The 20,807-nt window shown below is 70.5% G+C and carries 19 protein-coding genes and 2 pseudogenes; 9 read left to right on the top strand and 12 right to left on the bottom strand.

Annotated elements, in window-relative coordinates:
- Positions 1–225: 225 nt before the first annotated feature.
- Genes QQ657_RS19315 through QQ657_RS19305 form a run of 3 tightly spaced genes read right to left on the bottom strand, consistent with a single transcriptional unit; the run spans position 226 to position 2,776 of the window.
- A complete protein-coding gene (locus tag QQ657_RS19315) occupies positions 226–981 on the bottom strand; it encodes an MBL fold metallo-hydrolase (RefSeq protein ID WP_284743563.1) in 756 nt (251 codons plus the stop codon).
- 35 nt (positions 982–1,016) lie between these two features.
- A complete protein-coding gene (locus QQ657_RS19310; protein ID WP_284743562.1) occupies positions 1,017–1,493 on the bottom strand; it encodes a CoA-binding protein in 477 nt (158 codons plus the stop codon).
- On the bottom strand, positions 1,490–2,776 hold the full coding sequence (locus tag QQ657_RS19305) for an O-acetylhomoserine aminocarboxypropyltransferase/cysteine synthase family protein (RefSeq protein WP_284743561.1): 1,287 nt from the start codon (positions 2,774–2,776) through the stop codon (positions 1,490–1,492). The genes QQ657_RS19310 and QQ657_RS19305 overlap by 4 nt, the downstream gene beginning before the upstream one ends.
- A gap of 293 nt (positions 2,777–3,069) precedes the next feature.
- Here QQ657_RS19305 and QQ657_RS19300 point away from each other — a divergent pair, with 293 nt between their 5' ends.
- The 5 genes from QQ657_RS19300 (at position 3,070) to QQ657_RS19280 (ending at position 6,822) form a co-directional block, all read left to right on the top strand.
- Entirely contained in the window at positions 3,070–3,582 is a 513-nt protein-coding gene (locus QQ657_RS19300; RefSeq protein ID WP_284743560.1) for a DUF3887 domain-containing protein, read from the top strand.
- A 40-nt stretch (positions 3,583–3,622) separates the two neighbouring features.
- Entirely contained in the window at positions 3,623–4,921 is a 1,299-nt protein-coding gene (locus tag QQ657_RS19295) for a serine hydrolase (protein WP_284743559.1), read from the top strand.
- A 20-nt stretch (positions 4,922–4,941) separates the two neighbouring features.
- Complete coding sequence (locus QQ657_RS19290; RefSeq protein WP_284743747.1) at positions 4,942–5,355, top strand: VOC family protein; 414 nt, start codon at positions 4,942–4,944, stop codon at positions 5,353–5,355.
- Between the two features lie 64 nt (positions 5,356–5,419).
- The gene (locus QQ657_RS19285; RefSeq protein ID WP_284743558.1) at positions 5,420–5,833 is read left to right on the top strand and encodes a PPOX class F420-dependent oxidoreductase; all 414 of its coding nucleotides are present in this window, start codon (positions 5,420–5,422) and stop codon (positions 5,831–5,833) included.
- A 131-nt stretch (positions 5,834–5,964) separates the two neighbouring features.
- The gene (locus QQ657_RS19280) at positions 5,965–6,822 is read left to right on the top strand and encodes a sigma-70 family RNA polymerase sigma factor (RefSeq protein WP_284743557.1); all 858 of its coding nucleotides are present in this window, start codon (positions 5,965–5,967) and stop codon (positions 6,820–6,822) included.
- A gap of 6 nt (positions 6,823–6,828) precedes the next feature.
- Here QQ657_RS19280 and QQ657_RS56970 read toward each other — a convergent pair.
- From QQ657_RS56970 to QQ657_RS19270, 3 genes and pseudogenes are all read right to left on the bottom strand, one after another.
- Positions 6,829–7,269 (bottom strand): annotated as a pseudogene (locus QQ657_RS56970) ((2Fe-2S)-binding protein); the annotation flags it as partial.
- Between the two features lie 264 nt (positions 7,270–7,533).
- Positions 7,534–7,719, bottom strand: a pseudogene (locus tag QQ657_RS56965) (Fe-S oxidoreductase); the annotation flags it as partial.
- Between the two features lie 67 nt (positions 7,720–7,786).
- Entirely contained in the window at positions 7,787–8,638 is an 852-nt protein-coding gene (locus QQ657_RS19270) for a putative RNA methyltransferase (RefSeq protein ID WP_350310686.1), read from the bottom strand.
- Between the two features lie 174 nt (positions 8,639–8,812).
- Between QQ657_RS19270 and QQ657_RS19265 the strand changes: the two genes are divergently transcribed.
- Genes QQ657_RS19265 through QQ657_RS19255 form a run of 3 tightly spaced genes read left to right on the top strand, consistent with a single transcriptional unit; the run spans position 8,813 to position 12,857 of the window.
- Positions 8,813–10,195 (top strand): ammonium transporter, encoded by a 1,383-nt coding sequence (locus tag QQ657_RS19265; protein ID WP_284743554.1) that lies wholly within the window; start codon positions 8,813–8,815, stop codon positions 10,193–10,195.
- Positions 10,192–10,530, top strand: coding sequence for a P-II family nitrogen regulator (locus tag QQ657_RS19260; protein ID WP_086677886.1), 339 nt, complete (start codon positions 10,192–10,194; stop codon positions 10,528–10,530). The genes QQ657_RS19265 and QQ657_RS19260 overlap by 4 nt, the downstream gene beginning before the upstream one ends.
- Positions 10,531–10,541: 11 nt before the next feature.
- Positions 10,542–12,857 (top strand): [protein-PII] uridylyltransferase, encoded by a 2,316-nt coding sequence (locus tag QQ657_RS19255; RefSeq protein ID WP_284743553.1) that lies wholly within the window; start codon positions 10,542–10,544, stop codon positions 12,855–12,857.
- 72 nt (positions 12,858–12,929) lie between these two features.
- Here the strand turns inward: QQ657_RS19255 and QQ657_RS19250 are convergent, their stop codons facing one another.
- From QQ657_RS19250 to QQ657_RS19240, 3 genes are read right to left on the bottom strand one after another with little or no spacing between them, the layout of a single operon-like run.
- Complete coding sequence (locus QQ657_RS19250; RefSeq protein ID WP_284743552.1) at positions 12,930–14,309, bottom strand: FAD-dependent oxidoreductase; 1,380 nt, start codon at positions 14,307–14,309, stop codon at positions 12,930–12,932.
- The gene (locus QQ657_RS19245; RefSeq protein ID WP_284743551.1) at positions 14,302–14,964 is read right to left on the bottom strand and encodes a VC0807 family protein; all 663 of its coding nucleotides are present in this window, start codon (positions 14,962–14,964) and stop codon (positions 14,302–14,304) included. Before QQ657_RS19245 ends, QQ657_RS19250 begins: the two co-directional genes overlap by 8 nt.
- Positions 14,961–15,563 carry a TetR/AcrR family transcriptional regulator gene (locus QQ657_RS19240; RefSeq protein ID WP_284743550.1) on the bottom strand — a complete coding sequence of 201 codons (603 nt, stop codon included), beginning with the start codon at positions 15,561–15,563 and terminating at the stop codon, positions 14,961–14,963. Before QQ657_RS19240 ends, QQ657_RS19245 begins: the two co-directional genes overlap by 4 nt.
- 271 nt (positions 15,564–15,834) lie before the next feature.
- On the opposite strand from QQ657_RS19240, the gene QQ657_RS19235 reads away from it, so the two are divergent.
- Positions 15,835–17,541: a DUF262 domain-containing protein gene (locus QQ657_RS19235; RefSeq protein WP_284743549.1), complete on the top strand. Its 1,707-nt coding sequence runs from the start codon at positions 15,835–15,837 to the stop codon at positions 17,539–17,541.
- Here QQ657_RS19235 and QQ657_RS19230 read toward each other — a convergent pair.
- The 3 genes from QQ657_RS19230 to QQ657_RS19220 all read right to left on the bottom strand — a co-directional run bounded on the left by QQ657_RS19230 (position 17,538) and on the right by QQ657_RS19220 (position 20,775).
- The gene (locus tag QQ657_RS19230; RefSeq protein WP_284743746.1) at positions 17,538–18,842 is read right to left on the bottom strand and encodes a GGDEF domain-containing protein; all 1,305 of its coding nucleotides are present in this window, start codon (positions 18,840–18,842) and stop codon (positions 17,538–17,540) included. The two genes, QQ657_RS19235 and QQ657_RS19230, sit on opposite strands and share 4 nt — an antisense overlap.
- 570 nt (positions 18,843–19,412) lie before the next feature.
- A complete protein-coding gene (locus QQ657_RS19225) occupies positions 19,413–20,165 on the bottom strand; it encodes an SDR family NAD(P)-dependent oxidoreductase (protein ID WP_284743548.1) in 753 nt (250 codons plus the stop codon).
- Between the two features lie 22 nt (positions 20,166–20,187).
- Positions 20,188–20,775 (bottom strand): TetR/AcrR family transcriptional regulator, encoded by a 588-nt coding sequence (locus QQ657_RS19220; RefSeq protein ID WP_284743547.1) that lies wholly within the window; start codon positions 20,773–20,775, stop codon positions 20,188–20,190.
- Positions 20,776–20,807 lie beyond the last annotated feature (32 nt).

The following is a 20,807-nucleotide window of genomic DNA, read 5'->3' as shown; positions in this document are numbered from 1 at the left end:
ACCCCGCGGCGGTCCAGCCCGATCCGGCCGAGGACCTCCCAGCAGCGGCCTGACTTCAGCCCTTGCCTCGCGCTCCCGAGGACACATCGCCGTGCTGCCGGCCTTGTCGCTCTGCTCATGTCGCGCGCGTCCGGCCTAACTCAAGCCCTTGCCTCAGTCCGCCTTTGCCCGCCCAGGTGCGTTCCGGGCAGGCGCTCGTCCTCCCTCGTACTCATGGCGCCGGTGTCAGATCTCTGCGCGCTGCCCGGGTTCGAGCAGCACGAGGCGGTCGGTGAGGCCCGCCGCCTCGAACTCCTTTCGCAGCGTGTCCGGTCCTTCGCTGAAGTGCTGCCAGCCGCGGAAGTGCAGGGGCACCACCTTCGCGGCGTCGAGCACCTTCGCCGCTTCGGCGGCGTTCGCGCTGGTGAGCGTCAGGGGAGCGCCGTCGAAGAGCGCCGTCCGGGCGGCGCCGGCGAACAGCACCGCGATGTCGACGCGGAACCGCGACGCGATCTCCCGCACCAGCTCGACCGACGCGTTGTCCCCGCTGACGTACACGGTCGGCAGGCCGTCGCCGCTCAGGACGAACCCGGTGACCTCGCCGGTCGTCGGCTCGGCGCCCTCCGGCCCGTGCAGCGCCGGCACGGCGGTGACCGTCAACGGTCCGACCTGCGTCTCCTCCCATGGCGTCAGTCCCCGCGCGGTCCCGCCCAGCCGCTCGGCCCCGCTGGGTGTGATCAACGTCAGCGGCACCGTCCCGAGGTAGGCCCGGCCCCGGTCGTCCAGGTTGTCGGGGTGCTGGTCGTGCGACAGCAGGACCGCGTCCACTACGCCGACCGCATCTTCGGTCAGCACGGAGTCTTCGGTCTTGACCAGCACGCGATTGCCGATCGAGTGATCACCGGGCTCGTCGAAGGTCGGGTCGGTGAGCAGCCGGACGCCGCCCAGCTCCAAGAGCGCCGTCGGGCCGCCGGACAGGGTGATCCCCAGGGTTTCGGTCATACCCCGGCCAACAGCGGGAATGCGCGGTCTCTTCCCTAGGGTGCCGACTGCCTCCGGGAGCTGATCACGCCCGTGTTGAACCCAGCCAGGTGGAGCCCGCCTGCGAAGCGCGCGTGTTCGATCTTCACGCACCTGTTCATCACGACGTCCAGCCCGGCCGCCCGCGCCCGGTCGGCCACCGGCTCGTGCCACAGCCCGAGCTGCAGCCACAGCGTCCGCGCGCCGGCGTCGATCACCTCTTCGGCCACCTGAGGCAGGTCGTCGTGCTTCCGGAACACGCTGACCAGATCCGGTTTTCCCGGTACGTCCTTGATCGACGCGTACACCGGTTTCCCGAACAGCGTGTCCAACCGCGGGTTGACGAAGGTGACTTCGTAGCGCGTCGACGAGAGCAGGTACGTCGCCACGAAGTAGCTGGGCCGCGCCGGGTTGGCGGACGCGCCCACCAGCGTCACCGACTTCGTCCGGTTGAGGATCGCGCGCCGCTCGACGGCTCCCACCGCGTAGGTCATCCGGCCACCGCCTTGCCCAGTGCCTGGTCGAGGTCCCAGAGGATGTCTTCGACGTCCTCCAGGCCGACCGACAGCCGGATCAGGTCGGGACCGACACCCGCGGCCGCGAGCTGGTCCTCCGACAGCTGGGCGTGGGTGGTCGACGCCGGGTGGATCACGAGCGTCCGCGCGTCCCCGACGTTCGCCAGGTGCGACAGCAGCTCCACCGATTCGACGAACCTCTCGCCCGCCGCCCGGCCGCCGTCGATGCCGAACGAGAACACCGCGCCCGGCCCGGCGGGCAGATACTTCTTCGCGAGGTCGTGGTGCTGGTGGGAGGACAGCCCGGCATACGACACCCAAGCCACCCGTGGGTCCGCTTCGAGGTACTCGGCGACCGCCCGGGCGTTGGCGACGTGCGCGTCCATTCGCTGGGGGAGCGTCTCGACCCCTTGCAACAGCAGGAAAGCCGAGTGCGGCGACAGGACCGCGCCGATGTCCCGCAGCTGCTCGGCGCGCAACCGCGTGCAGAACGCGTACTCGCCGAAGTTCTCCCAGTACCTCAGGCCGCCGTAGCTCTCCACGGTCTCGGTCATCCGCGGGAACTTCCCGTTGCCCCAGTCGAACTTCCCGGACTCGACGACGATCCCGCCGAGCGTCGTCCCGTGACCGCCGAGGAACTTCGTCGCCGAGTGCAGCACGATGTCGGCGCCGTGCTCGATCGGCCGGCACAGGTACGGCGTCGCCAGCGTCGCGTCCACCACCAGCGGGATGTCGTGGGAATGCGCGAGATCCGCGAGCGCCGCGAGGTCGGCGATGCCGCCGCCGGGGTTGCCGATCACCTCGGTGTAGAGCAGCCGGGTCCGGTCCGTGATCGCGGCCGCGTAGTCGTCGATGCCGCCGCTGACGAACGTCGTCTCCACGCCGAACCGCCTGAGCGTGCCGGTGAGCTGGGTGACCGTGCCGCCGTAGAGACCGCTCGCCGACACGATGTGGTCGCCCGCCTCGGTGAGCGCGCTGAAGGTAAGGAACTCCGCGGCCTGCCCGCTCGCGGTGGCGACGCCGCCGATGGCGCCTTCGAGGCTGGCGATCCGCTCTTCGAACGCGGCCACCGTCGGGTTCCCGATACGGCTGTAGATGTTGCCGTACTTCTGCAGCGCGAAGAGGTTCGCCGCGTCGGCGGCGTCCTCGAAGACGAAGCTCGTGGTCTGGTAGATCGGCACGGCCCGCGCGCCGGTCGCCGGATCGGGGGTTCCGCCCGCGTGCAGTGCGCGGGTGCGGAAGCCCCAGGTGCGTTCACTCATCGGTTCTCACCGTAACCGTCCTCCCCTTCGGATGGCCACGCCTCTCAGGTGTTGGGCGCGACCATTTCGTGCTGCCGAGCGTAGCACGATTTGAAATTGCGTGCGCTACACTCGAAAGCATGAAATGTGCTTCCTGTGGCAAGCCGCTGCCACCTCGGCGCGGAGCTGGGCGAAATCGCCAGTACTGTGACGCCACTTGCCGGAGCGCTGCCCGCCGGCAGCGGGCGCACGTAAAGAGTGACTTGACAACCAGGCCGCGTCAATCCACTCTTGACGTTGTGCCGGGAGGACCCTTGGCCGCGGTCGGTGAGGCGTTGCGGAAAGTCCGTGACGCCGAAGGGACACTGCGGGAAGCCGTGGACGCGGCCAGGGCGGCCGGGCACACGTGGCAGGAGATCGGCGACCTGCTGGGCACCAGTAGGCAGGCCGCCTTCCAGCGGTTCGGCCGGCCGGTCGACCCGGCGACGGGAGCGTCCATGACAGAACTGAAGCCGCCGGACGCGATCCACCGTGCCGAGGGGCTCGTGGCAGAGCTCGTCGGCTGCCAATGGCACGAGGTACGGCGCGACTTCGACGACCGGATGCAGGCGGCGGTCGGCGAGGACGAGCTGCGGCTCGCCTGGGCCCAGGTGGCCGGATCGGTCGGAAGTTACGAGGGGATGGGGGAACCGTATGCGCGGTCCACGGGCGACTACACGGTCGTCCACATGCCGCTGGCCTTCGAGGCCGGCGAGCGGACCGTTCAGGTGACCTACCGCGAAGACGGCCAAGTGGCCGGGCTGTGGATCCGGCCGCCCGACCAGTAGCCGGTGACCAAGGGGGAACGATGGAAACACAGGGGGAAATATGAAGACAGCGATAGCGGGGGTGGTCGCGGTCCTGGTGCCGTTGGTGGCTCCGGCCGCCCAGGCCGCCGAGGTGCCCACGGCGACGCAGCAGCTCGAGTGGGTGGTCGACGCGACCGGGCGCGTCCCGGTGTCCGATGCCGAGGTAAGCGAGCACATCGCCCAGGTCCTGCTCACCGCCGCGGGCGGAACGGCGGGCATCAACGGCGCACTCGCGCGGCTCGGCCGGATCGAGCTGAAACGGATCGTCACCGAGGCTCCGGACCACGTCGAGGCCGCGGTGCACGGACCCGCCGACGACTACCTGCTCGACCTGCACGTCGACCAGGCCGGGCTGATCGACGGGCTCAGGTCGAGCCCGGACGACCCGGTCCCGGCGTCCTGGCCGGAGGTCGATGCGCAGCTCGCGGCGCTGGGCGCCCGCGTGTCGTTCGGGGCGTCGGAGATCCTCCCGGACGGGCGCTGCCGGGACGTGCACGGTGTGAGTGACGACGTGCAGCGGCCGCTCGGCTCGGCCTTCAAGCTCTACGTCCTGGGTGCGCTCGGCAAAGCGGTCGCAGACCACAAGGCGTCGTGGAGCGAGCAGTTGGCGATCCGCGACGACTGGAAGAGCCTGCCGTCCGGGGTGCTGCAGAACGAACCGGCCGGCACGCAGCTCCCGCTGTCCGCGTACGCCGACAAGATGATCTCGATCAGCGACAACACCGCGACCGACCACCTGATCCACCGGCTCGGCCGGGACGCCGTGCAACGGCAGCTCACCGAGTTCGGCAACCAGCGGCCGTCGGCGAACATCCCGTTCCTGACCACGAAGGCGATGTTCGAGCTCAAGGCCACGCAGTACCCGGCTCGCGCCGATGCCTACCTGGCGCTGCCGCGCTGGGCGCGTCCCGCCGCGGTCGCCGGGCTGGAGCGCCTTCCGCTCACCGGTCTCCAGAGCTGGCAGGCGCCCGAGAAGATCGACGACATCGAGTGGTTCGGTTCCCCGGACGACATCTGCCGCGCCTTCTCCGGGCTGCAGAAGGAGAACCAGCCGGAGATCGGGCACGCGTTGTCGCTGAACGACGGCGGCCTCGGACTCGACCGGGTGAAGTTCCCGGAGGTCTGGTTCAAGGGCGGCAGCGAACCCGGCGTGCTGACCTTGAACTACCTGGCACGGACCGCGGACGGCCGCTCGCTGGTCACCAGCGTCATGGTGTCGGACCCGGTCGCTCCGTTGAACGAAGACCACGTTGCCGCACGGGGAATCGCCGTCGCGAAGGGTGCGGTGGCGCTTCTCGCGGCTACGCTTCGTCCGTGACGGTGCGGTGGACTCTGACGATGGACTGCGCGGAGCCCCGCGCGCTGGCGAGGTTCTGGGCGGTGGCCCTCGGCTACATCGAGCGGCCGCCACCCGCCGGGTTCGCGAGCTGGGAAGACTGGTTCGCGCACCACGGAGTCCCCGAAACCGAATGGGATGACGGCGCCTACTTGAGCGATCCGGAAGGCGTGCTGCCGAACCTGAGCTTCCTCAAGGTGCCCGAGGGGAAGGTCGTGAAGAACCGCTTGCACCTGGACGTCCAGGCCGGCGGCGGGCGTGAGGTCCCGTGGGACACGCGGTGGGAGCGGGTCGTCGAAGCGGTCGCCCGGCTCACCGCGGCCGGCGCGACGGTGGTGCAGGAGTACGAGCTGGACGGCCGCCCGGACCACATCTTGATGGCGGACCCGGAGGGCAACGAGTTCTGCGTGCTCTGAGCTGTCGATCCGGGTGCCGCGCATTCGTGTAGCGGGTGGATCCGGATCGTGAAGAGGAGCGCTCATGACATTCACCGCCGAAGAGATCGCCTACCTGCGTTCGCAGCCGCTCGCCCGCGTCGCCACGCTCGGCGCGGGCGAGCAGCCGGACGTCGTCCCGCTCGCGTTCGAGTTCGACGGCGAACACTTCTGGGTCGGCGGAGTCGGCGCGGCGGTGGCGGCGACCCGCAAGTTCCGGAACGTCGCCGCCGGCCGCCGGAAGGTCGCGCTCGTGGTGGACGACCTGGTGTCGCTGCAGCCGTTCGTCGCGCGGGCGATCCGGGTGTACGGCGACGCGGACGAGCCCGTGGAACGGGCCGGCTTGGTCGGGCCGGGGCGGTACTCCCGGATCACCCCGCGGATTTCGTGGAGCTGGAACATGGCGGGGGAGCCGGCGGGAGAGACGTGGTACGAGCCGAGGAGGGCGGTACATGGGTAGTTAGCGGGTGCGTGGTCACGAGCCCGTCCTGAATGACTCAGATCACTCGGAGGTGTCCAGGCGTTCTCGTCACATCGGCCGTCGTCGCGGGGTCTACTGCTACGACTGCGGCGCGAAGGGGACGGGAAACGGTGGACACGCTGACCGAACGGTTCGAGCAGGAGCGCCCGCGGCTGCGGGCGGTCGCCTACCGGATGCTCGGTTCGGCGAGCGAGGCCGACGACGCTCTCCAGGAAGCCTGGCTGCGGTTCGACCGCACCGACACGGGTGAGGTCGAGAACGTCGGCGCGTGGCTGACGACCGTCGTCGCGCGGGTGTGCCTGTCCATGCTCCGGACGCGTCGCAACCACCGCGAGGAGCCTCTGGACGGCCGGCCTGAGCAGGGTGAGGACCGCCGGGACCCCGAGCAGGAGGCGGAGCTGGCCGACTCGGTCGGGCTGGCGCTGCTCGTGGTGCTCGACGCGCTGGCACCGGCCGAACGGGTCGCGTTCGTGCTGCACGACATGTTCGCCGTGCCGTTCGACGAGATCGCGCCGATGATCGACAAGACTCCGGCGGCGGCCCGGCAGCTCGCGAGCCGGGCCCGGCGGCGGGTCAAGGGCGGCACCGCGGCGGACGCGGGCCTGCCGCGGCGGCGCAAGGTCGTCGAGGCGTTCCTGGCCGCGTCGCGGGGCGGCGACTTCGAAGCGCTGCTCGCGCTCCTCGACCCGGACGTGGTGCTGCACGCGGACCGGTTCGTCGGCCCGAGCCCGGCGCCGGTCGTGCTGCGCGGCGTCGAGAACGTGCGCAAGGGCGCGGTGCTGGCGTCCGAGCGGGCTCGTGCCAGCGAGCTGGCCCTCGTCGACGGCTCGCCCGGGCTGCTGTGGGTGCGCGAGGGGCGGCTGTCGGTCGTCCTGGCGTTCCAGGTGGACGGCGACCGGATCACCGGCATCGAGGTCATCGCCGACCCGGAGCGGCTGCGCGGGCTGGAGCTGGCCGTCCTCGACTGAGGTGCGTCAGCCCAGGGCGGCGCGAAGCCGTGCTTCGCGCTCGGCGGGCGTCTGGCGCGGGCAGCTCACGCACTTCGGGTTGCCGACCTCGTAGATCAGGCAGCACGACGCGCGGCGCACGGCGGGCGTCCGGCCGACGCGCACGAAACGCGGCTTCGGCAGGTCCAGGCCGATCGCGGCCACGAGCGGTTCGGCCAGGGCCATCGCGCGCTCGGGATCGGGCGTCCACAGCAGCCGGTTGCCGATCGAGTCGGCGGCGATGGCGCCGAGGGCGCGCGCCCGAGCGCCGGTGACGGCGGCGATCGTGGTGATGGCGGCCCCGAGCGCCTCGCCGAACGCGGTGCCCAGTTCGGGCAGCCCGCCGATGAGGGAGCGGGTGGAGCGGGCGCCGAGGAACCGGCCGTCGGCGAGGAGGTCGATCTCCATGGCGTCGAGCGACGGGTCGGCCAGTACGAGCCGCGGAGACCGGCCGGCGGGGGTGGCGGTCCGATCGGGTGGTGTCGGGTTTGTCGCCGGTTCGCTTACCGCGTGCTGCGGTTGGCCGGGTGACGTCGGGACAGCTGTCGGGTCGCTTGCCGAGCGCTGCGCTTGGCCGGATGGTGCCTGGACAGCTGTCGGGCCGCTTGCCGAGGACTGCGCTTGGCCGGGCGGCACCGAGCCCGCCGCAGCTGAGCGCTCCGCTCGGCCGGGCAGCACTGGGCTTGCGGCGCCGTCCGTCGCAGCCGCCAGGCTCTCCAGCGCGGGCGCCACCAGCACCGACGACAGCGAGTACCACCAGATCGTGCCGAGGACCTCCGGCCGGGCACAGCCGTAGAGCTTGGCCGCGCCGCCGATGCGGGCGCGTACCCACTCCGGGTCCGCGAGCAGGGTCGCGGGCGCGGTCCAGTCGGGCTTCACGTCACCCAGCCTTCCAGACCTCGGCGATCCACCCGCATGGCGTGCGAGGCCCGAAGAGCGGGACGCCTCACAGCCGCCGGTACGTCGAGACCGTGAACGACACCGTCACCGCCTGGGGCTCCGTCAGCGCGTCCAGGCGGGCACGCCGGTCGCCGCGGTCCAGGTGGAAGGCCGTCGGGCCCATCTCCACCGCCTGGCGGATCTGCCGCGGGGTCAGCCGCGCCGTCCTGCGGACCTCCGTCCGGCCGGTGCGGGCGAAGTACTCGCCGAGGGTGCCGTCCAGGCGCTCCTCCTTGCGCTCGTCCACCGACAGCACCAGGTCGCCCAGCTCGCGGAGGTGGTCCGGGGCCGGGGACGCCACCGTCAGCAACCCTCCGGGCCGCAGGACGCGGTGGAACTCCGGCCCGTTGCGCGGCGCGAAGACGTTCAGCACCGCCGATGCCACCTCGTCGCCCACCGGCCACGGCTCCCACAGGTTCCACACCGCCGCACCCAGGCGCGGGTGGGCGCGGGCCGCGCGCCGCAACGCCACCGCCGAGACGTCCAAGGCGAGACCGAAAGCCGCGGGCGCCGCCTCCAGGACGTGCGCCAGGTAGTAGCCCGTGCCGGCGCCCGCGTCGATCACGAGGCCGTCCGCCTCCGCGCACACGCGAGCCAGTTCGTCCGCGAGCGGCCGGTACGCGTCCGACGCCAGGAAGTCCGCGCGGGCCGCGACCATGGGCGCCGTGTCCGCCGTCCCGGCCGGGATTCGCGCGTGCAACAGGTTCACGTAACCCTGGCGAGCTAGATCGAAAGAGTGGCGGTTTTCGCAACGCAGCGTGCGATCGACGGCATCCAGCGGTGTACCGCACACCGAACAGCGCAACGCTTCCACGACCAAGGGTGGCAGTGGGTCATTCCCGTGGTCACTGGAGGTCATGGGGATATTCGACCACGACGTTACGCAACCAGACACTCCAGGACACGTCCCGGGAAACCTGGCCGTAACAACCGGGCACGGACAGTTCACGCGGGTGAAACCTTGCGCGCCGCCTCGTGAAACACCGCGCGCCAAAACTGCCTTCGCAGGACACCCAGGGCACGGGAGGACGATGTGCTGAACGCAGGAGACACCGCATGGGTACTGGCCAGCGCCGCGCTGGTCATGCTCATGACACCAGGATTGGCCTTCTTCTACGGCGGCATGGTCCGCGCGAAGAGCGTCTTGAACATGCTGATGATGAACTTCATCGCGCTGGCCGTGGTGGGGGTGCTCTGGGCCCTGTACGGCTTCTCGATGTCCTTCGGCGACGACGCCTTCGGCGGCCTCGTCGGTAACTTCCACTTCGCCGGCTTGGAGAACACCTTCGGGAAGCTCGCCGGCTTCGCGGTCGCCGCCACCGACTCGGCGCCTGCCGTGGCCTGGCCCGGCACGGACGCGCTGCCGGTGCTCGCGTTCGTCATGTTCCAGCTGATGTTCGCCATCATCACGCCCGCGCTGATCTCCGGCGCCATCGCCGACCGCGCGAAGTTCTGGGGCTGGACGCTGTTCGTCGTCATCTGGGTGTCGGTCGTGTACTTCCCGGTCGCGCACTGGGTGTTCTCCTTCAACGGCTTCGTCGGCGAGAACGCGGTCGGCGGCTGGATCGCCAACAACCTCAAGGCACTCGACTTCGCCGGTGGTACCGCGGTCCACATCAACGCCGGTGCCGCGGGTCTCGCGCTGGCGTTCGTGCTCGGCAAGCGCAAGGGCTGGCCGAAGGACACCGGCCGCCCGCACAACGTGCCGTTCGTCCTGCTCGGCGCCAGCCTGCTGTGGTTCGGCTGGTACGGCTTCAACGCCGGTTCGGCGCTGGCCGCCAACGACCTCGCCGCCGTCGCGTTCACCAACACGACCGTCGCCACCGCCGCCGCCGTGCTCGGCTGGCTGATCGTGGAGCAGCTGAAGTTCGGCAAGCCGACCACCCTCGGCGCGGCTTCCGGTGCGGTCGCCGGCCTGGTCGCCATCACCCCGGCGTGTGGTTTCGTGAGCCCGCTCGGGGCCATCGCGATCGGCCTGATCGCCGGTGTCCTCTGTGCGCTGGCCATCTCGCTCAAGTTCAAGTTCGGCTTCGACGACTCGCTCGACGTCGTGGGTGTCCACCTGGTCGGCGGCATCGTCGGCACGCTGCTGATCGGCTTCTTCGGCACCACGAGCGTCAACGCGCTCGGCGCCGACGGCCTGTTCTACGGCGGCGGGTTCACCCAACTGGGTCGTCAGGCCGCGGCCGCCGGTGCGGTGCTCGCGTACTCGTTCATCCTGTCCTTCATCATCGGGTTCGCGATCAAGAAGGCGGGCGGCTTCCGCGTCAGCACCGAGGACGAGGTCAGCGGCATCGACGAGGCCCAGCACGCGGAGAGCGCGTACGACTTCACCGGGTTGTCCGGCGGTGGCGCTCCGTCCATCATTCCGGTCAAGACCGCCCCGGCCGCGAAACTCGAGGAGAGCAAGGCATGAAGCTCATCACGGCGATTGTCAAGCCATTCACGCTCGACGACGTCCGCTCCGCACTGGAGCAGCTGGGCGTGCTGGGCATGACGGTCAGCGAGGTCCAGGGCTACGGCCGGCAGAAGGGCCACACCGAGGTCTACCGCGGTGCCGAGTACTCCGTGGACTTCGTGGCCAAGCTGAAGATCGAGGTCGTCACCGACGACACCAACGTGGAGAAGGTCCTCGAGGCCATCACCACGGCCGCGCACACCGGCAAGATCGGCGACGGCAAGGTGTGGGTGACCCCGGTCGAGACGGTCATCCGGGTACGGACGGGCGAGCGCGGCACGGACGCGCTATAGGCGACCGGGAAATGGCCGACGGGGGCGAACTGGTCAAGGCCACCGAGCGTTTGCTCGAGGGCAGGCACGGGAGGCTGGGGGCGTCCGCACTGCGGGCGGCCCTGGTCGACCTCTACGAGTTCTGGCTGGGCAGGGGAGCTTCGGCGGCCGGCGTCGACACCGCGGAACCGGGTGTCGCGCTGGTCGCCGTGGGCGGGCTCGGCCGCCGGGAGCTGGTGCCGTTCTCCGATCTCGACCTGGTGCTGGTGCACAACGGCAACAGCAAGGTCGGCGAGATCGCGGACGCGCTCTGGTATCCCTTGTGGGACGCGAAAGTCGGGCTGGACCACTCGGTCCGGACGCCCGGCGAAGCACTGAAGGTCGCTTCGGAGGACCTTCGCACGGCCATGGGCCTGCTCGACGCCCGGCATCTCTCCGGGGACGCCGAGCTGACCGGCCGGCTGGTTTCCGCGGCGCGCGAGCAGTGGCGCCGCACCGCGCGCAAGCAGATCCCGGACATGACGGCGTCGGTCCGGCAGCGCTGGACCCGCAGCGGCGAGATCGCGCAGTCCGCCGAACCCGACCTCAAGCACGGGCGGGGCGGGCTGCGGGACTTCGCCGTCCTGGAAGCCCTGGCCGCGGCACAGCTCACCGCGCGACCCGGCGAGGAGCTCCTGGAAGCCAAGGAGCTCCTGCTCGACGTCCGCACCGAGCTGCGGCGGGAGATCCGGCGCGAACGGGACATCCTGTCCGCACCGGAGGCGGAGCTGGTGGCCGCCGAACTCGGGTTCGGCGACCGCTTCACGTTGGCCCGCAAGCTTTCCGGCGCCGGGCGCACGATCGCGTACGCGCTGGACGTCGCGCTCCGGTCCACTGTGGAGCCGCCGAAACCGCGCTTCGGGCGACGGCCGTCGCGCACTCCGCTGGCGGAAGGCGTCGTGCTGCACGGGAACGAGGTCGCGCTGGCCCGCGACGCCGTCCCCGCGAAGGACCCGGCGCTGCTGCTGCGGGTCGCCGCGGCGTCGGCGCGCACGGGCAAGCCCATCGCGCTCGGCACGCTCAAGGCGCTGGCGGAATCGGCGCCGGAGCTGCGGGCGCCGTGGCCGCCCGAGGCGTTGAACGCCCTGGTCGAGCTGCTGGGTGCGGGGGAGGGCCTGGTCGACGCCGTCGAGTCGCTCGACCGGACCGGCCTGTGGGCCCGGCTGTTCCCCGAGTGGGGCGCGGTCCGCGACCTGCCGCCGCGTTCGCCGGTGCACCAGTGGACGGTCGACCGGCACCTCGTGCGCACCTGCGTCGAGGCGGCCAAGCTGACCACCACGGTGCCGCGGCCGGACCTGCTGCTGATCGGCGCGCTGCTGCACGACATCGGCAAGGGCCGCGACGCCGACCATTCGGAGCTGGGCGCCAAGATCTCCCTCCAGGTCGCGACGCGGCTCGGGCTGAGCCCGGCGGACGCGGCGACGGTGTCGGCGATGGTCCGCCACCACCTCCTGCTGCCGCACACCGCGACGCGCCGCGACATCAGCGAGCCGGAGACGGTCGGGCGCGTGGTGAAGACCCTGGACAGCGACCTCGTCCTGGTCGAGCTGCTGCACGCGCTCACCCAGGCCGACTCGCTGGCCACCGGCCCCGGCGTCTGGACGGACTGGAAGGCGCGGCTGCTGGCCGAGCTCGTCACCGGGTGCGAGGAAGTGTTGCGCGGCAAGGGCTTCACCGCGCCCGAACCGATGAACAGCGAACAGCGCGAACTCGTCGCCCAGGCCGTGGCTTCGGGTACCGGCGAGATCCGGATCAGCGCGCAGGGCAAGGTCGTCACGGTGCTGCTGGCCGTGCCGGCCCGCGCGGAGCTCCTGGCGCCGGCGGCGGGCGTGCTGGCGCTGAACTCGCTGGAAGTGCACTCGGCGGTCCTGCGCGGCCACGACGGCGGCCGGGCCGGCATCTTCACGGCGTCCCCGAAGTTCGGCTCCCTGCCGGACGCGACGCTGCTGCGCGAGCAGTTCGCCCGCGCGGTCGCCGGCACCCTGCCGCTCACCCAGCGCCTGGCGGCGAAGGAACGCGACTACGGATCGCCGGGCGCGGCCCCGGTCGCGCCGAAGGTCCTCTGGTTCGACGACGAGACGAGCGGTCCCGACACGGTGGTCCTCGAACTGCGTGCCGCCGACCGGATCGGCCTGCTGTTCCGGGTCGCGGGCGCCCTGCGCCGCTGCGACGCGGAGGTCCGCTGGGCGAAGGTCTCGACTGTGGGCGGGGCGGTGGTGGACTCGTTCGCGGTGACGCCCCGCGGCGGCCGCATCGAGCCTGGCTGGCGGCGCGAGGTGGAGCAGGCGATCCTGGCCGCCGCTTCGTGAGCGGACCGGTGTAGCCGCCGACATGACGCGATCGGGCCCGCGGCTCGGGTGAACCGGGCCGCGGGTCTCAGGTCACGCGGTCGCGCAAGCGGTGTCCGCCGTGAACGCGTGAGCGGGCAAGCCGGCCTCGGGTCGTCCGAACCACCGCAGCAGTGCGTCTTCCAGGCCCGGGCCACCGGACCACACCACGTACCCGTCCGGCCGGACGAGCCGCGGCTCGGCGCCGGACCGCGGCTCGACCCGGTCGGCCCATCCCCCGGGGAGGGCCGCACCGATCAGCATGGCGCGGCCGTCGGGTGCGGCCGGCACCTCGGCGCGACCGGACACCCCCGGGTAGCTCACCCCGAGGCCCGAGAGCTCCGAGGCGAGGGCACGGCGGGCTTCGGGGACGGCCAGCAGCCCCGTGACGACCTCCCGCACGGCTGCCGCGTCCGGGTCGGGCACGCCGAGCACCGCCTGGGCGCGGGTGCTGACCAGCACGCGGGCGGCGATCGGGTGGCGCTCGTCGTGGTAGCTGTCGAGCAGGCCGTCCGGCGCCGTGCCGCGGACCGTCGCGGCCAGCTTCCAGCCGAGGTTCGCCGCGTCCTGCAGGCCCAGGTTGAGCCCCTGGCCGCCGACCGGGAGGTGGACGTGCGCGGCGTCGCCGGCGAACAGCACCCGGCCGTGGCGGTAGCGCTCGAGCTGCCGGGCCGCGTCGCCGAAGCGTGACGCCCAGCGCACCTCGCCCACCTCGATCTCCGGGCCGTGCGCGGCGGTCAAGGCCCGCTGCAGCTCGTCGAGCGTGACCGGCTCGTCGCGACCCAGCCGCTGCTGCTCTTCGCCGAAGACGATCGTGCGGAAACGGCCGCCGGACAGCGGCAGCAGGTACCCCGACCCCGACGACGGCAGCGTCCACGCCTCCGCCAGGCCGGCGGGTTTGGCCGACAGGGTCAGGTCCGCGACGACCAGCGAGATCCGCGCCGGGCTGCCGGGGAACGCGGCACCCAGCAGCGTGCGCACCGTGCTGTGCCCACCGTCGGCGGCGACGAGCCACTCGGCCCGGTGAGTACGGCCACCCGCCGTGACCGTGACGCCGTCGTCGTCCTGCGTCACCGTGGTGACGGCCGCGTCGCGCAGTACCGGGGTCCGCAGCCGAGCCTCGATCGCCGCCGCGACGTGGACCTGTTCCACGCCGAGCTGGTACGGGAAGCGCGTCGGCAGGTCGGTGTAGTCGATCGGGAGGCCCGAGAAGTGCCCGGCGGGCAGCTTCGCCTGCACGTGCGGCTCGATCGCGGCGAGCAGGCCGCGGTCGGCCAGCACCTCGACCGACCGGGGTTGCAGGCCGAGGGCCTTCGACTGCGTCGTGGGCCGGGCGTCCCGTTCGAGGACCAGCACGTCGAGCCCGGCGCGCTCCAGCTCGAACGCGGTCAGCAGGCCGGTGGGCCCGGCGCCCGCCACGAGGACGTCAGGCATCGAGGTTCGCCTTCTTGAGGTACCAGAGGTGCCAGACGATCAGGACGGCCAGCGCGCCGAACCACGCCACGTTGGTGACCAGCGCGATGAGGTCGATCGGCAGCGTGTAGACGAGCACGATGTGCAGCACCGCGCCGGCCAGCAGCACCGCGCCCCAGACGGCCGTGTTGATCCGCAGGCCACGGCGGAACCGGGCGTCGGTGTCCCAGCGGCCCACCCACGCATCCGCCCCTTCGGCGCCGCGCTTGACCTCGGCGATCGTGCGGCCCAGCGTCAGCTGCGCCGGCCGGCCGATGAACACCGAGACCAGCATCCACGCGCCGAACACGCCACCCAGCGCCGCGGTCCACCCTTCGCGGATCACCAGCGTGCGCGGGTCGTCCGAGAGCAGGCCCAGCACGACCGACAGCACCAGGACGCTCAACGTGACCAGGGCGACCAGGTCGACCTTGCGGTTGCGCGCGATCGTCCACACCACGTACGGCGCGGCCACCAGGACGCCGGCCATCAGCGCCCACCACTGGCTCACGCCCGCCGCGCGCAGGCCGTAGAACAGCGCCATCGGCACGATCACTTCGAACACGACGTTCAGCACGTTCGCGCGGACCAGCCGGCGCAGGCCGGCGTCGGGTTCGGTCTTCTCTTCGATCATCATCCGTGTTCCCCAGTGGATTCGGGTGCGGTCGCCCGCACGTAGAGGTCGGCGAGCTCACGGCCGATGCGCGCGAGCTCAGCGGGTTCCAGCCCGGCCGCGGCCGCCGTCGCGACGACGGCGTCGAGGCCGGAGGTGAAGGCGAGCGCCGTGGTCCGGGCGTCGAGCGGGCCGAACGCGCCCGCTGCCTGCCCGGTGCGGAAGTGCTCTTCGAACAGCGCGAGCCGCCCGTTGACGCCGGCGCTCTGCGAGCCGGCGTTCTTCACCAGGTCGATCAGCGCGCGGATTTCGGCCGGGTGCTCGCCGACGAGCTCGACGTTCGCTTCGACGAAGGCACGCAGCTGCGCGACGTGGCCGACGGCGGCGTCGATGCGCGGCTGCATGAACGCCCCGGTGACCAGCTCGATCTCGGAGACGCACGCCGCGAGCAGGTCGTCCTTGCCCGCGAAGTGGTAGCTGATCATGCCGGTGCTCGACAGGCCCGCCTGCTTCGCGATCCGGCTGAACGACGCCTTCGCGTAGCCGTCCTCGGCGATCACTTCGATCGCCGCCCGCACGATCTGGGCCCGCCTGCCGGACTCGGTGAACGTTCTTGCTCGCATGAGCAAAATTTAGCTCAGCCGAGCAAAAATGACAAGTCGGCTGGTCAGGGCCGGGAAACGGGGGAGTGGATCAGGCGGTGGCGGTGCCGTCAACGACGCGGTTGCGGCCCGCGTCCTTGGCCCGGTAGAGGGCCTTGTCCGGGGTGGCCACTGTCGCGGCAGCATCGAGCCGGGCTGGTGACGAGAGGTCGAGCAGGCAGTGTGGCCACGACTTCCCGAACGATGCGGCAATTCCTGTAACGGCCGACGTCTTCCCACCGAGTTCTCCCGCATGGCCGGGACAAAAATCCAAGCAGCGGAGCACACTGTCGGCGAGATCTTCACCGACGACTACCACTTCACGATCCCTCGTTATCAGCGCCCGTACGCGTGGACGACCGACCAGGCAGGGGAGATGTTCGATGATCTTCTCGCCGCTTCTCGCGCCAAGGATTCGCTCACCGAAGCGGATCCCTACTTCCTCGGCAGCATCGTGCTGGTCAAGGCGGAAAAGCAAGCGCTGGCCGAGGTGGTCGACGGGCAGCAGCGTCTCACCACTCTCACAGTGCTCCTGAGCGTTCTCCGCGACTGTGTCTCGCCTCCCTTCGCCGCTTCACTGGAGAGCCGGCTCTTCCAGAAGGGGGACCCGATCAAACAGACCGCCGATCAACCTCGTCTCCGCCTGCGGGACCAGGATCAGGGGTTCTTCGAGAAGTACATCCAGGAACGAAAAGGAAACGCTCTCCTCCCGTCATTGACGAACGTGCGACCCGACAGCCGGGCACGCCTGGTCGAGAACGCGCTCCAGCTCAAGTCCCGGCTGAACGAGCTCGAGATGGTGGAGCGCGAGCGGCTGGTCTCGTTCATCGACCAGCACACGTACTTGGTCGTGGTGTCGACTGCCGACTTCGAGTCGGCCTACCGCATTTTCTCGGTGCTCAACGAGCGCGGTCTGGATCTCACGCATACCGACATCCTGAAAGCGGAGATCATCGGCTCCATCCCGGACGCCGATCAGGACGCCTACACCACCAAATGGGCCCACGAGGAGGACGATCTCGGCCGCAACGACTTCGGCGATCTCTTCTCCCACATCCGGATGGTGTATGCGAAGACGAAGGCTCGCGAGTCGATCCTCAAGGAGTTCCGCGCGTCGGTCCTGCAGCGCGTATCGGACGGCAAGAAGTTCATTGACGACGTACTGGTTCCTTACTCGGACGCCTTCGAGGTGGTCACGCGTGCGAGCTACGCCGGGGGGGACGCTGACGCAGAAGCGATCAACAGGCTGCTGGGCTGGCTGAAACTGCTGGACAACACGGACTGGATTCCCCCGGCCATCAGCTACTTCAGTCGTCCGACCGCCGATTCCGCGGAGCTTCTTCGCTTCCTTGCCGAACTCGAAAGGCTAGCGGCGAGCATGCTCGTCCGCCGGGTGGACATCACCCGCCGGGTCGAACGTTACGGACGCGTCCTGGATTGGATGGAGAGCGATCTCGACCTGTACGCGGACGAGTCCCCGCTTCAGTTGTCCGCTGAAGAACGAACGGCGACCACCACGAAGCTGAACGCCGAGATCTACACGGTCACGCGGATTCGCCTCTACGTGCTGCTACGCCTCGACTCTGCGCTGTCGGACGGTGGGACGAGCTACGATCACTCCCCGTTGATCAGCGTAGAGCACGTTTTGCCCCAATCGCCCGCTGTGGACAGCGCGTGGACCACGGCGTTCACTCCGCAAGAGCGGTCGTATTGGGTTCACCGCCTGGCGAACCTCGTCCTGCTTTCGAAACGGAAGAACTCTCAGGCTGGCAACCTCGAGTTCGAAGTGAAGAAGACCAAGTACTTCGAGAAGACGAGCTGGCCGCCGTTCGTCCTGACCGGGCAGGTACTCGATAGTCCCGAGTGGACTCCAGCCGTCCTCGAGGGGAGACAGGAGGTCCTGTTGAAAGTCCTTGGAAATCTTTGGCGGCTGGATCCCGGTAGTCCCGCTGTTTCCTAGGCGGTGGCGGTGCCGTCGACGACGCGGTTGCGGCCCGCGTCCTTGGCTCGGTAAAGGGCCTTGTCCGCGGCCTGCAGCAGGCGCTCGACGGCCGTGCCGCCGTCCGGGTACGTCGCGACGCCGATCGATGCCGACAGCGCGTCGATCACGCGCAGGTGGGTGCCGTCCTCGTACTCGACCTTCAGCGACTCGATCGCCGACCGGATGCGCTCGGCCACCGTGAGGACCGCCGCCGGGCCGATGTCCGGCAGCAGGACCACGAACTCTTCGCCGCCGAAGCGGCCGACCGAGTCGTAGTCGCGCACCGCGCTCTTGATCGTCGCCGCGACCGCGCGCAGCACCGTGTCGCCCGCCAGGTGACCGTGCGCGTCGTTGATCAGCTTGAAGAAGTCCAGGTCGATCATCAGCACGCCGAACGTGCTCCGTGAGCTGCGTTGCGCGCGGGCCAGTTCGCGCGAAGCGAGCAGATGCCACCCGGTCGTGTTGAACAGGCCCGTCTTCTCGTCGGTCGTCGCGGCGATCTCGAGCTGCTTGATCAGCACCGCCCGGTGCAGCACCAGCAGCGGCGGCACGATCGCGACGGCGAGCGCCGGCAGCGTGGCCAGCGTCAACGCCGTGAGCAGGCCCAGGCAGAGCGTCGCGACCTCGAGGAGGTTGTCGCCGAGACCGCCGAAGAACGCCTTGATCGTGCGCTTGGTGATCGTCAGCGCCGGGACGATCGTGATCGCCGAGACCAGGAAGTACGTCACCGCGGCCAGCGCGATGGCCGTGACGCCGCGCCAGCCCGACGTCAGCGCCGAGTACATGTCGCCGACGCCGAGCCGGGCCAGCACGAACTCGGCCGAGTAGCAGGTGACCACGACCAGTGTCGCGTTCAGCACGGTCCGGAACGGCGGGACGCGCTTCATCCGCGCGAGGCTGCGCGTCGCCAGGTGCAGGTAGAGGACGGCGATCAGGGCCGTGACGAGCGCGGGCGGCAGGAGCAGCACGGCGGCGAACGTCCAGACCGACGTCAGGTTGATGTGCGGGGTGTCGGACACCAGCCGCCGGACGCGCTCGATCTGCCTGCCGAGCTCCGCCTGCAGCACGCCGAGGACGACGAGGACGCCGAAGACGACGAAATCCCACCCGTGGACGGGCACCACGGCGGCGGTCCAGACGGTGGCCACGAGCGCCACGGACTCGACGAGGAAGCAGTAGAAGATCAGCGACCCGCGCTGCTGCCAGAGCGTCCAGTGAGCAGGGTTCAGCGCCCCACGGATCCGGCCCACGCGGGGTTCGGCCGGACGGGCGCCGTCCATACTCAAGGCGGGTGCAACTCCCCTGGGTGATCCGACGATCCGCGTCCACTTCACCACATCGGGCGACCGCGATCGACGATTGCCACACGTTCGGAGCAGCGAAGGGAGGCCGTCATGCGCAACCGCGAGTCCTGAGCCGCCGAAGCCCCGCCGGAATGCCCGAGAGGAGACGTGCCGTGCGCAACCGCGAGTCCTGAGCCGCTGTTGATCCGAGCCCGACGCAGGAGAGGAGAGCCAAGTGCGCAACCGCGAGTCCTGAAACCAGTGCCCACCCCGTCCATCACGCGCGAGAGGAGAGCGCTGTGCGCAACCGCGAGTCCTGAACCAGTACCCACCCGTCCGCTACGCGCGAGAGGAGAGCCCCGTGCGCAATCGCGAGTCCTGAACCCACGCCCGCCTGCCACGACGTCCGGAAGGAGACGCGCCGTGCGCAACCGCGAGTCCTGATCCCGCCGAACACCCGTCCGTCCACCATGAGAGGGGAAACGTCACCATGCGCAACCGTGAATCGTGAACTCCCGCCGGAGGAGCTCCGGCCTGCCCAGTACCCGCGGGCCCGGGTGGGGCCGCTCAGGCGGTCGCGCCGCCGTCGACGACCAGGTCGTGCCCCACGGTGAAGGCCGCTTCGTCCGAAGCCAGCCACAGCACCGCGGCGGCCACCTCGGCGGTGGCCCCCACCCGGCCCAGCGGGATCGCGCCCTTCAGCCGCTCGGCGCGGTCGGCGTCCGTCTCGCCGGGGCGCAGCGACATGTCCGTGGCGGTCGCCCCCGGGCTGACCGCGTTGATGCGGACGCCGTCGGCGATGTGGTCGCGCGCCGCCGTGCGGGTCAGCGCGCTCACCGCGGCCTTCGACGCCGCGTAGGCCGCCATGTTCGGCAGCCGGCCGTGCGCGCCGATGTTCGACGCGATCGTGACGATCGCGCCGCCGCCGTGCGCCCGCATGTGCGCGACCTCGTGCTTCAGGCACAGCCAGGTGCCGGTGAGGTTCGTGCCGATCACCGCGCCGAAGGCGTCCTCGTCGAGGTCCGCCGCCGGTGCCGGCGACCCGAGGATGCCTGCGTTGTTGACCGCGACGTCCAGCCCGCCGTGCCGCTCGACGACCGTGGCGACCATCCGCGCCACGTCCGCCGAGTCGGTGACGTCCACCGTCACCGCGCTCGCCGCGTCCCCGATCTCCTTCACCGCGGACGCGAGCCGCTGCTCGTCCCGGCCCGCGACGACGACCGTCGCGCCTTCCGCCGCGAACGCCTTCGCCGTCGCCAGCCCGATGCCCGAGCCGCCGCCCGTCACCAGGACGACCTTGCCTGCGAACCGTGCCCCCATGTCTGCCTTCTTTCTGGTCTGATCAGTCTCGAATGAGTACGCGCATCGCCTGTGAGACGGCCGCGTGCAGCCGGCTCGCCGCGTCCGTGCCCTTGCCCAGGACGCGCAGTCCCTGGAGCACGGTGAGCAGGAAGCGCGCCAGTGTTGCCGGGTCGCTGCCAACGGGGAGTTCGCTCTGCGACCGAGCGCGTTCGAGCGCCATGGTCAGGGCGACTTCGAGGGTGTCCCAGCTGCGCTCCACGATCCGGGCGACCGCCGGATCGCGGGGGAGCAGCTCGATCGCCGCGTTGACGACGAAGCAGCCGACGGGCCCGTCTTCGCCGAGGATGTCCGCGACGTATCCGTCGAGAAGCTGTCGCACCGCGGCCACGCCTGAGCCCGGTTTCGACAGCTCGGTCATCACCCGGGTGTCAGTCCGCTCGGCGTAGCGCTTCAACGCCGTTACGTAGAAGTCGTGCTTCGTGCCGAAGGTGGCGTACAGGCTCGCCTTCGCGACGCCGAGGTGCGTGACGAGGTCGCTGACCGACGTCGCTTCGTAGCCCTGACGCCGGAAGAGCGCGAGCGCGGCGTCGCAGGCTTCGTCGACGTCGAACTCCTTGACCCGGGACATGATCGAAACCCTAGCCGTTTCGAGAACGATCG

Origin of the sequence: Amycolatopsis ponsaeliensis, from assembly GCF_030182635.1 — a bacterium.
Lineage (GTDB): Bacteria > Actinomycetota > Actinomycetes > Mycobacteriales > Pseudonocardiaceae > Amycolatopsis > Amycolatopsis ponsaeliensis.
The sequence above is the reverse complement of the archived record's forward strand: the minus strand, read 5'-3'. Positions and strand labels throughout refer to the sequence as shown.

Coding starts and splice junctions, on each gene's coding strand:
- QQ657_RS19285 (WP_284743558.1), top strand. CDS start 5,420: ATGACATTCACCGCCGAAGAGATCGCCTACCTGCGTTCGCAGCCGCTC.
- QQ657_RS19230 (WP_284743746.1), bottom strand. CDS start 18,842: ATGGACGGCGCCCGTCCGGCCGAACCCCGCGTGGGCCGGATCCGTGGG.
- QQ657_RS19315 (WP_284743563.1), bottom strand. CDS start 981: ATGACCGAAACCCTGGGGATCACCCTGTCCGGCGGCCCGACGGCGCTC.
- QQ657_RS19255 (WP_284743553.1), top strand. CDS start 10,542: ATGGCCGACGGGGGCGAACTGGTCAAGGCCACCGAGCGTTTGCTCGAG.
- QQ657_RS19290 (WP_284743747.1), top strand. CDS start 4,942: ATGGACTGCGCGGAGCCCCGCGCGCTGGCGAGGTTCTGGGCGGTGGCC.
- QQ657_RS19240 (WP_284743550.1), bottom strand. CDS start 15,563: ATGCGAGCAAGAACGTTCACCGAGTCCGGCAGGCGGGCCCAGATCGTG.
- QQ657_RS19260 (WP_086677886.1), top strand. CDS start 10,192: ATGAAGCTCATCACGGCGATTGTCAAGCCATTCACGCTCGACGACGTC.
- QQ657_RS19220 (WP_284743547.1), bottom strand. CDS start 20,775: ATGTCCCGGGTCAAGGAGTTCGACGTCGACGAAGCCTGCGACGCCGCG.
- QQ657_RS19235 (WP_284743549.1), top strand. CDS start 15,835: ATGGCCGGGACAAAAATCCAAGCAGCGGAGCACACTGTCGGCGAGATC.
- QQ657_RS19310 (WP_284743562.1), bottom strand. CDS start 1,493: ATGACCTACGCGGTGGGAGCCGTCGAGCGGCGCGCGATCCTCAACCGG.
- QQ657_RS19225 (WP_284743548.1), bottom strand. CDS start 20,165: ATGGGGGCACGGTTCGCAGGCAAGGTCGTCCTGGTGACGGGCGGCGGC.
- QQ657_RS19245 (WP_284743551.1), bottom strand. CDS start 14,964: ATGATGATCGAAGAGAAGACCGAACCCGACGCCGGCCTGCGCCGGCTG.
- QQ657_RS19270 (WP_350310686.1), bottom strand. CDS start 8,638: ATGACCTCCAGTGACCACGGGAATGACCCACTGCCACCCTTGGTCGTG.
- QQ657_RS19295 (WP_284743559.1), top strand. CDS start 3,623: ATGAAGACAGCGATAGCGGGGGTGGTCGCGGTCCTGGTGCCGTTGGTG.
- QQ657_RS19305 (WP_284743561.1), bottom strand. CDS start 2,776: ATGAGTGAACGCACCTGGGGCTTCCGCACCCGCGCACTGCACGCGGGC.
- QQ657_RS19250 (WP_284743552.1), bottom strand. CDS start 14,309: ATGCCTGACGTCCTCGTGGCGGGCGCCGGGCCCACCGGCCTGCTGACC.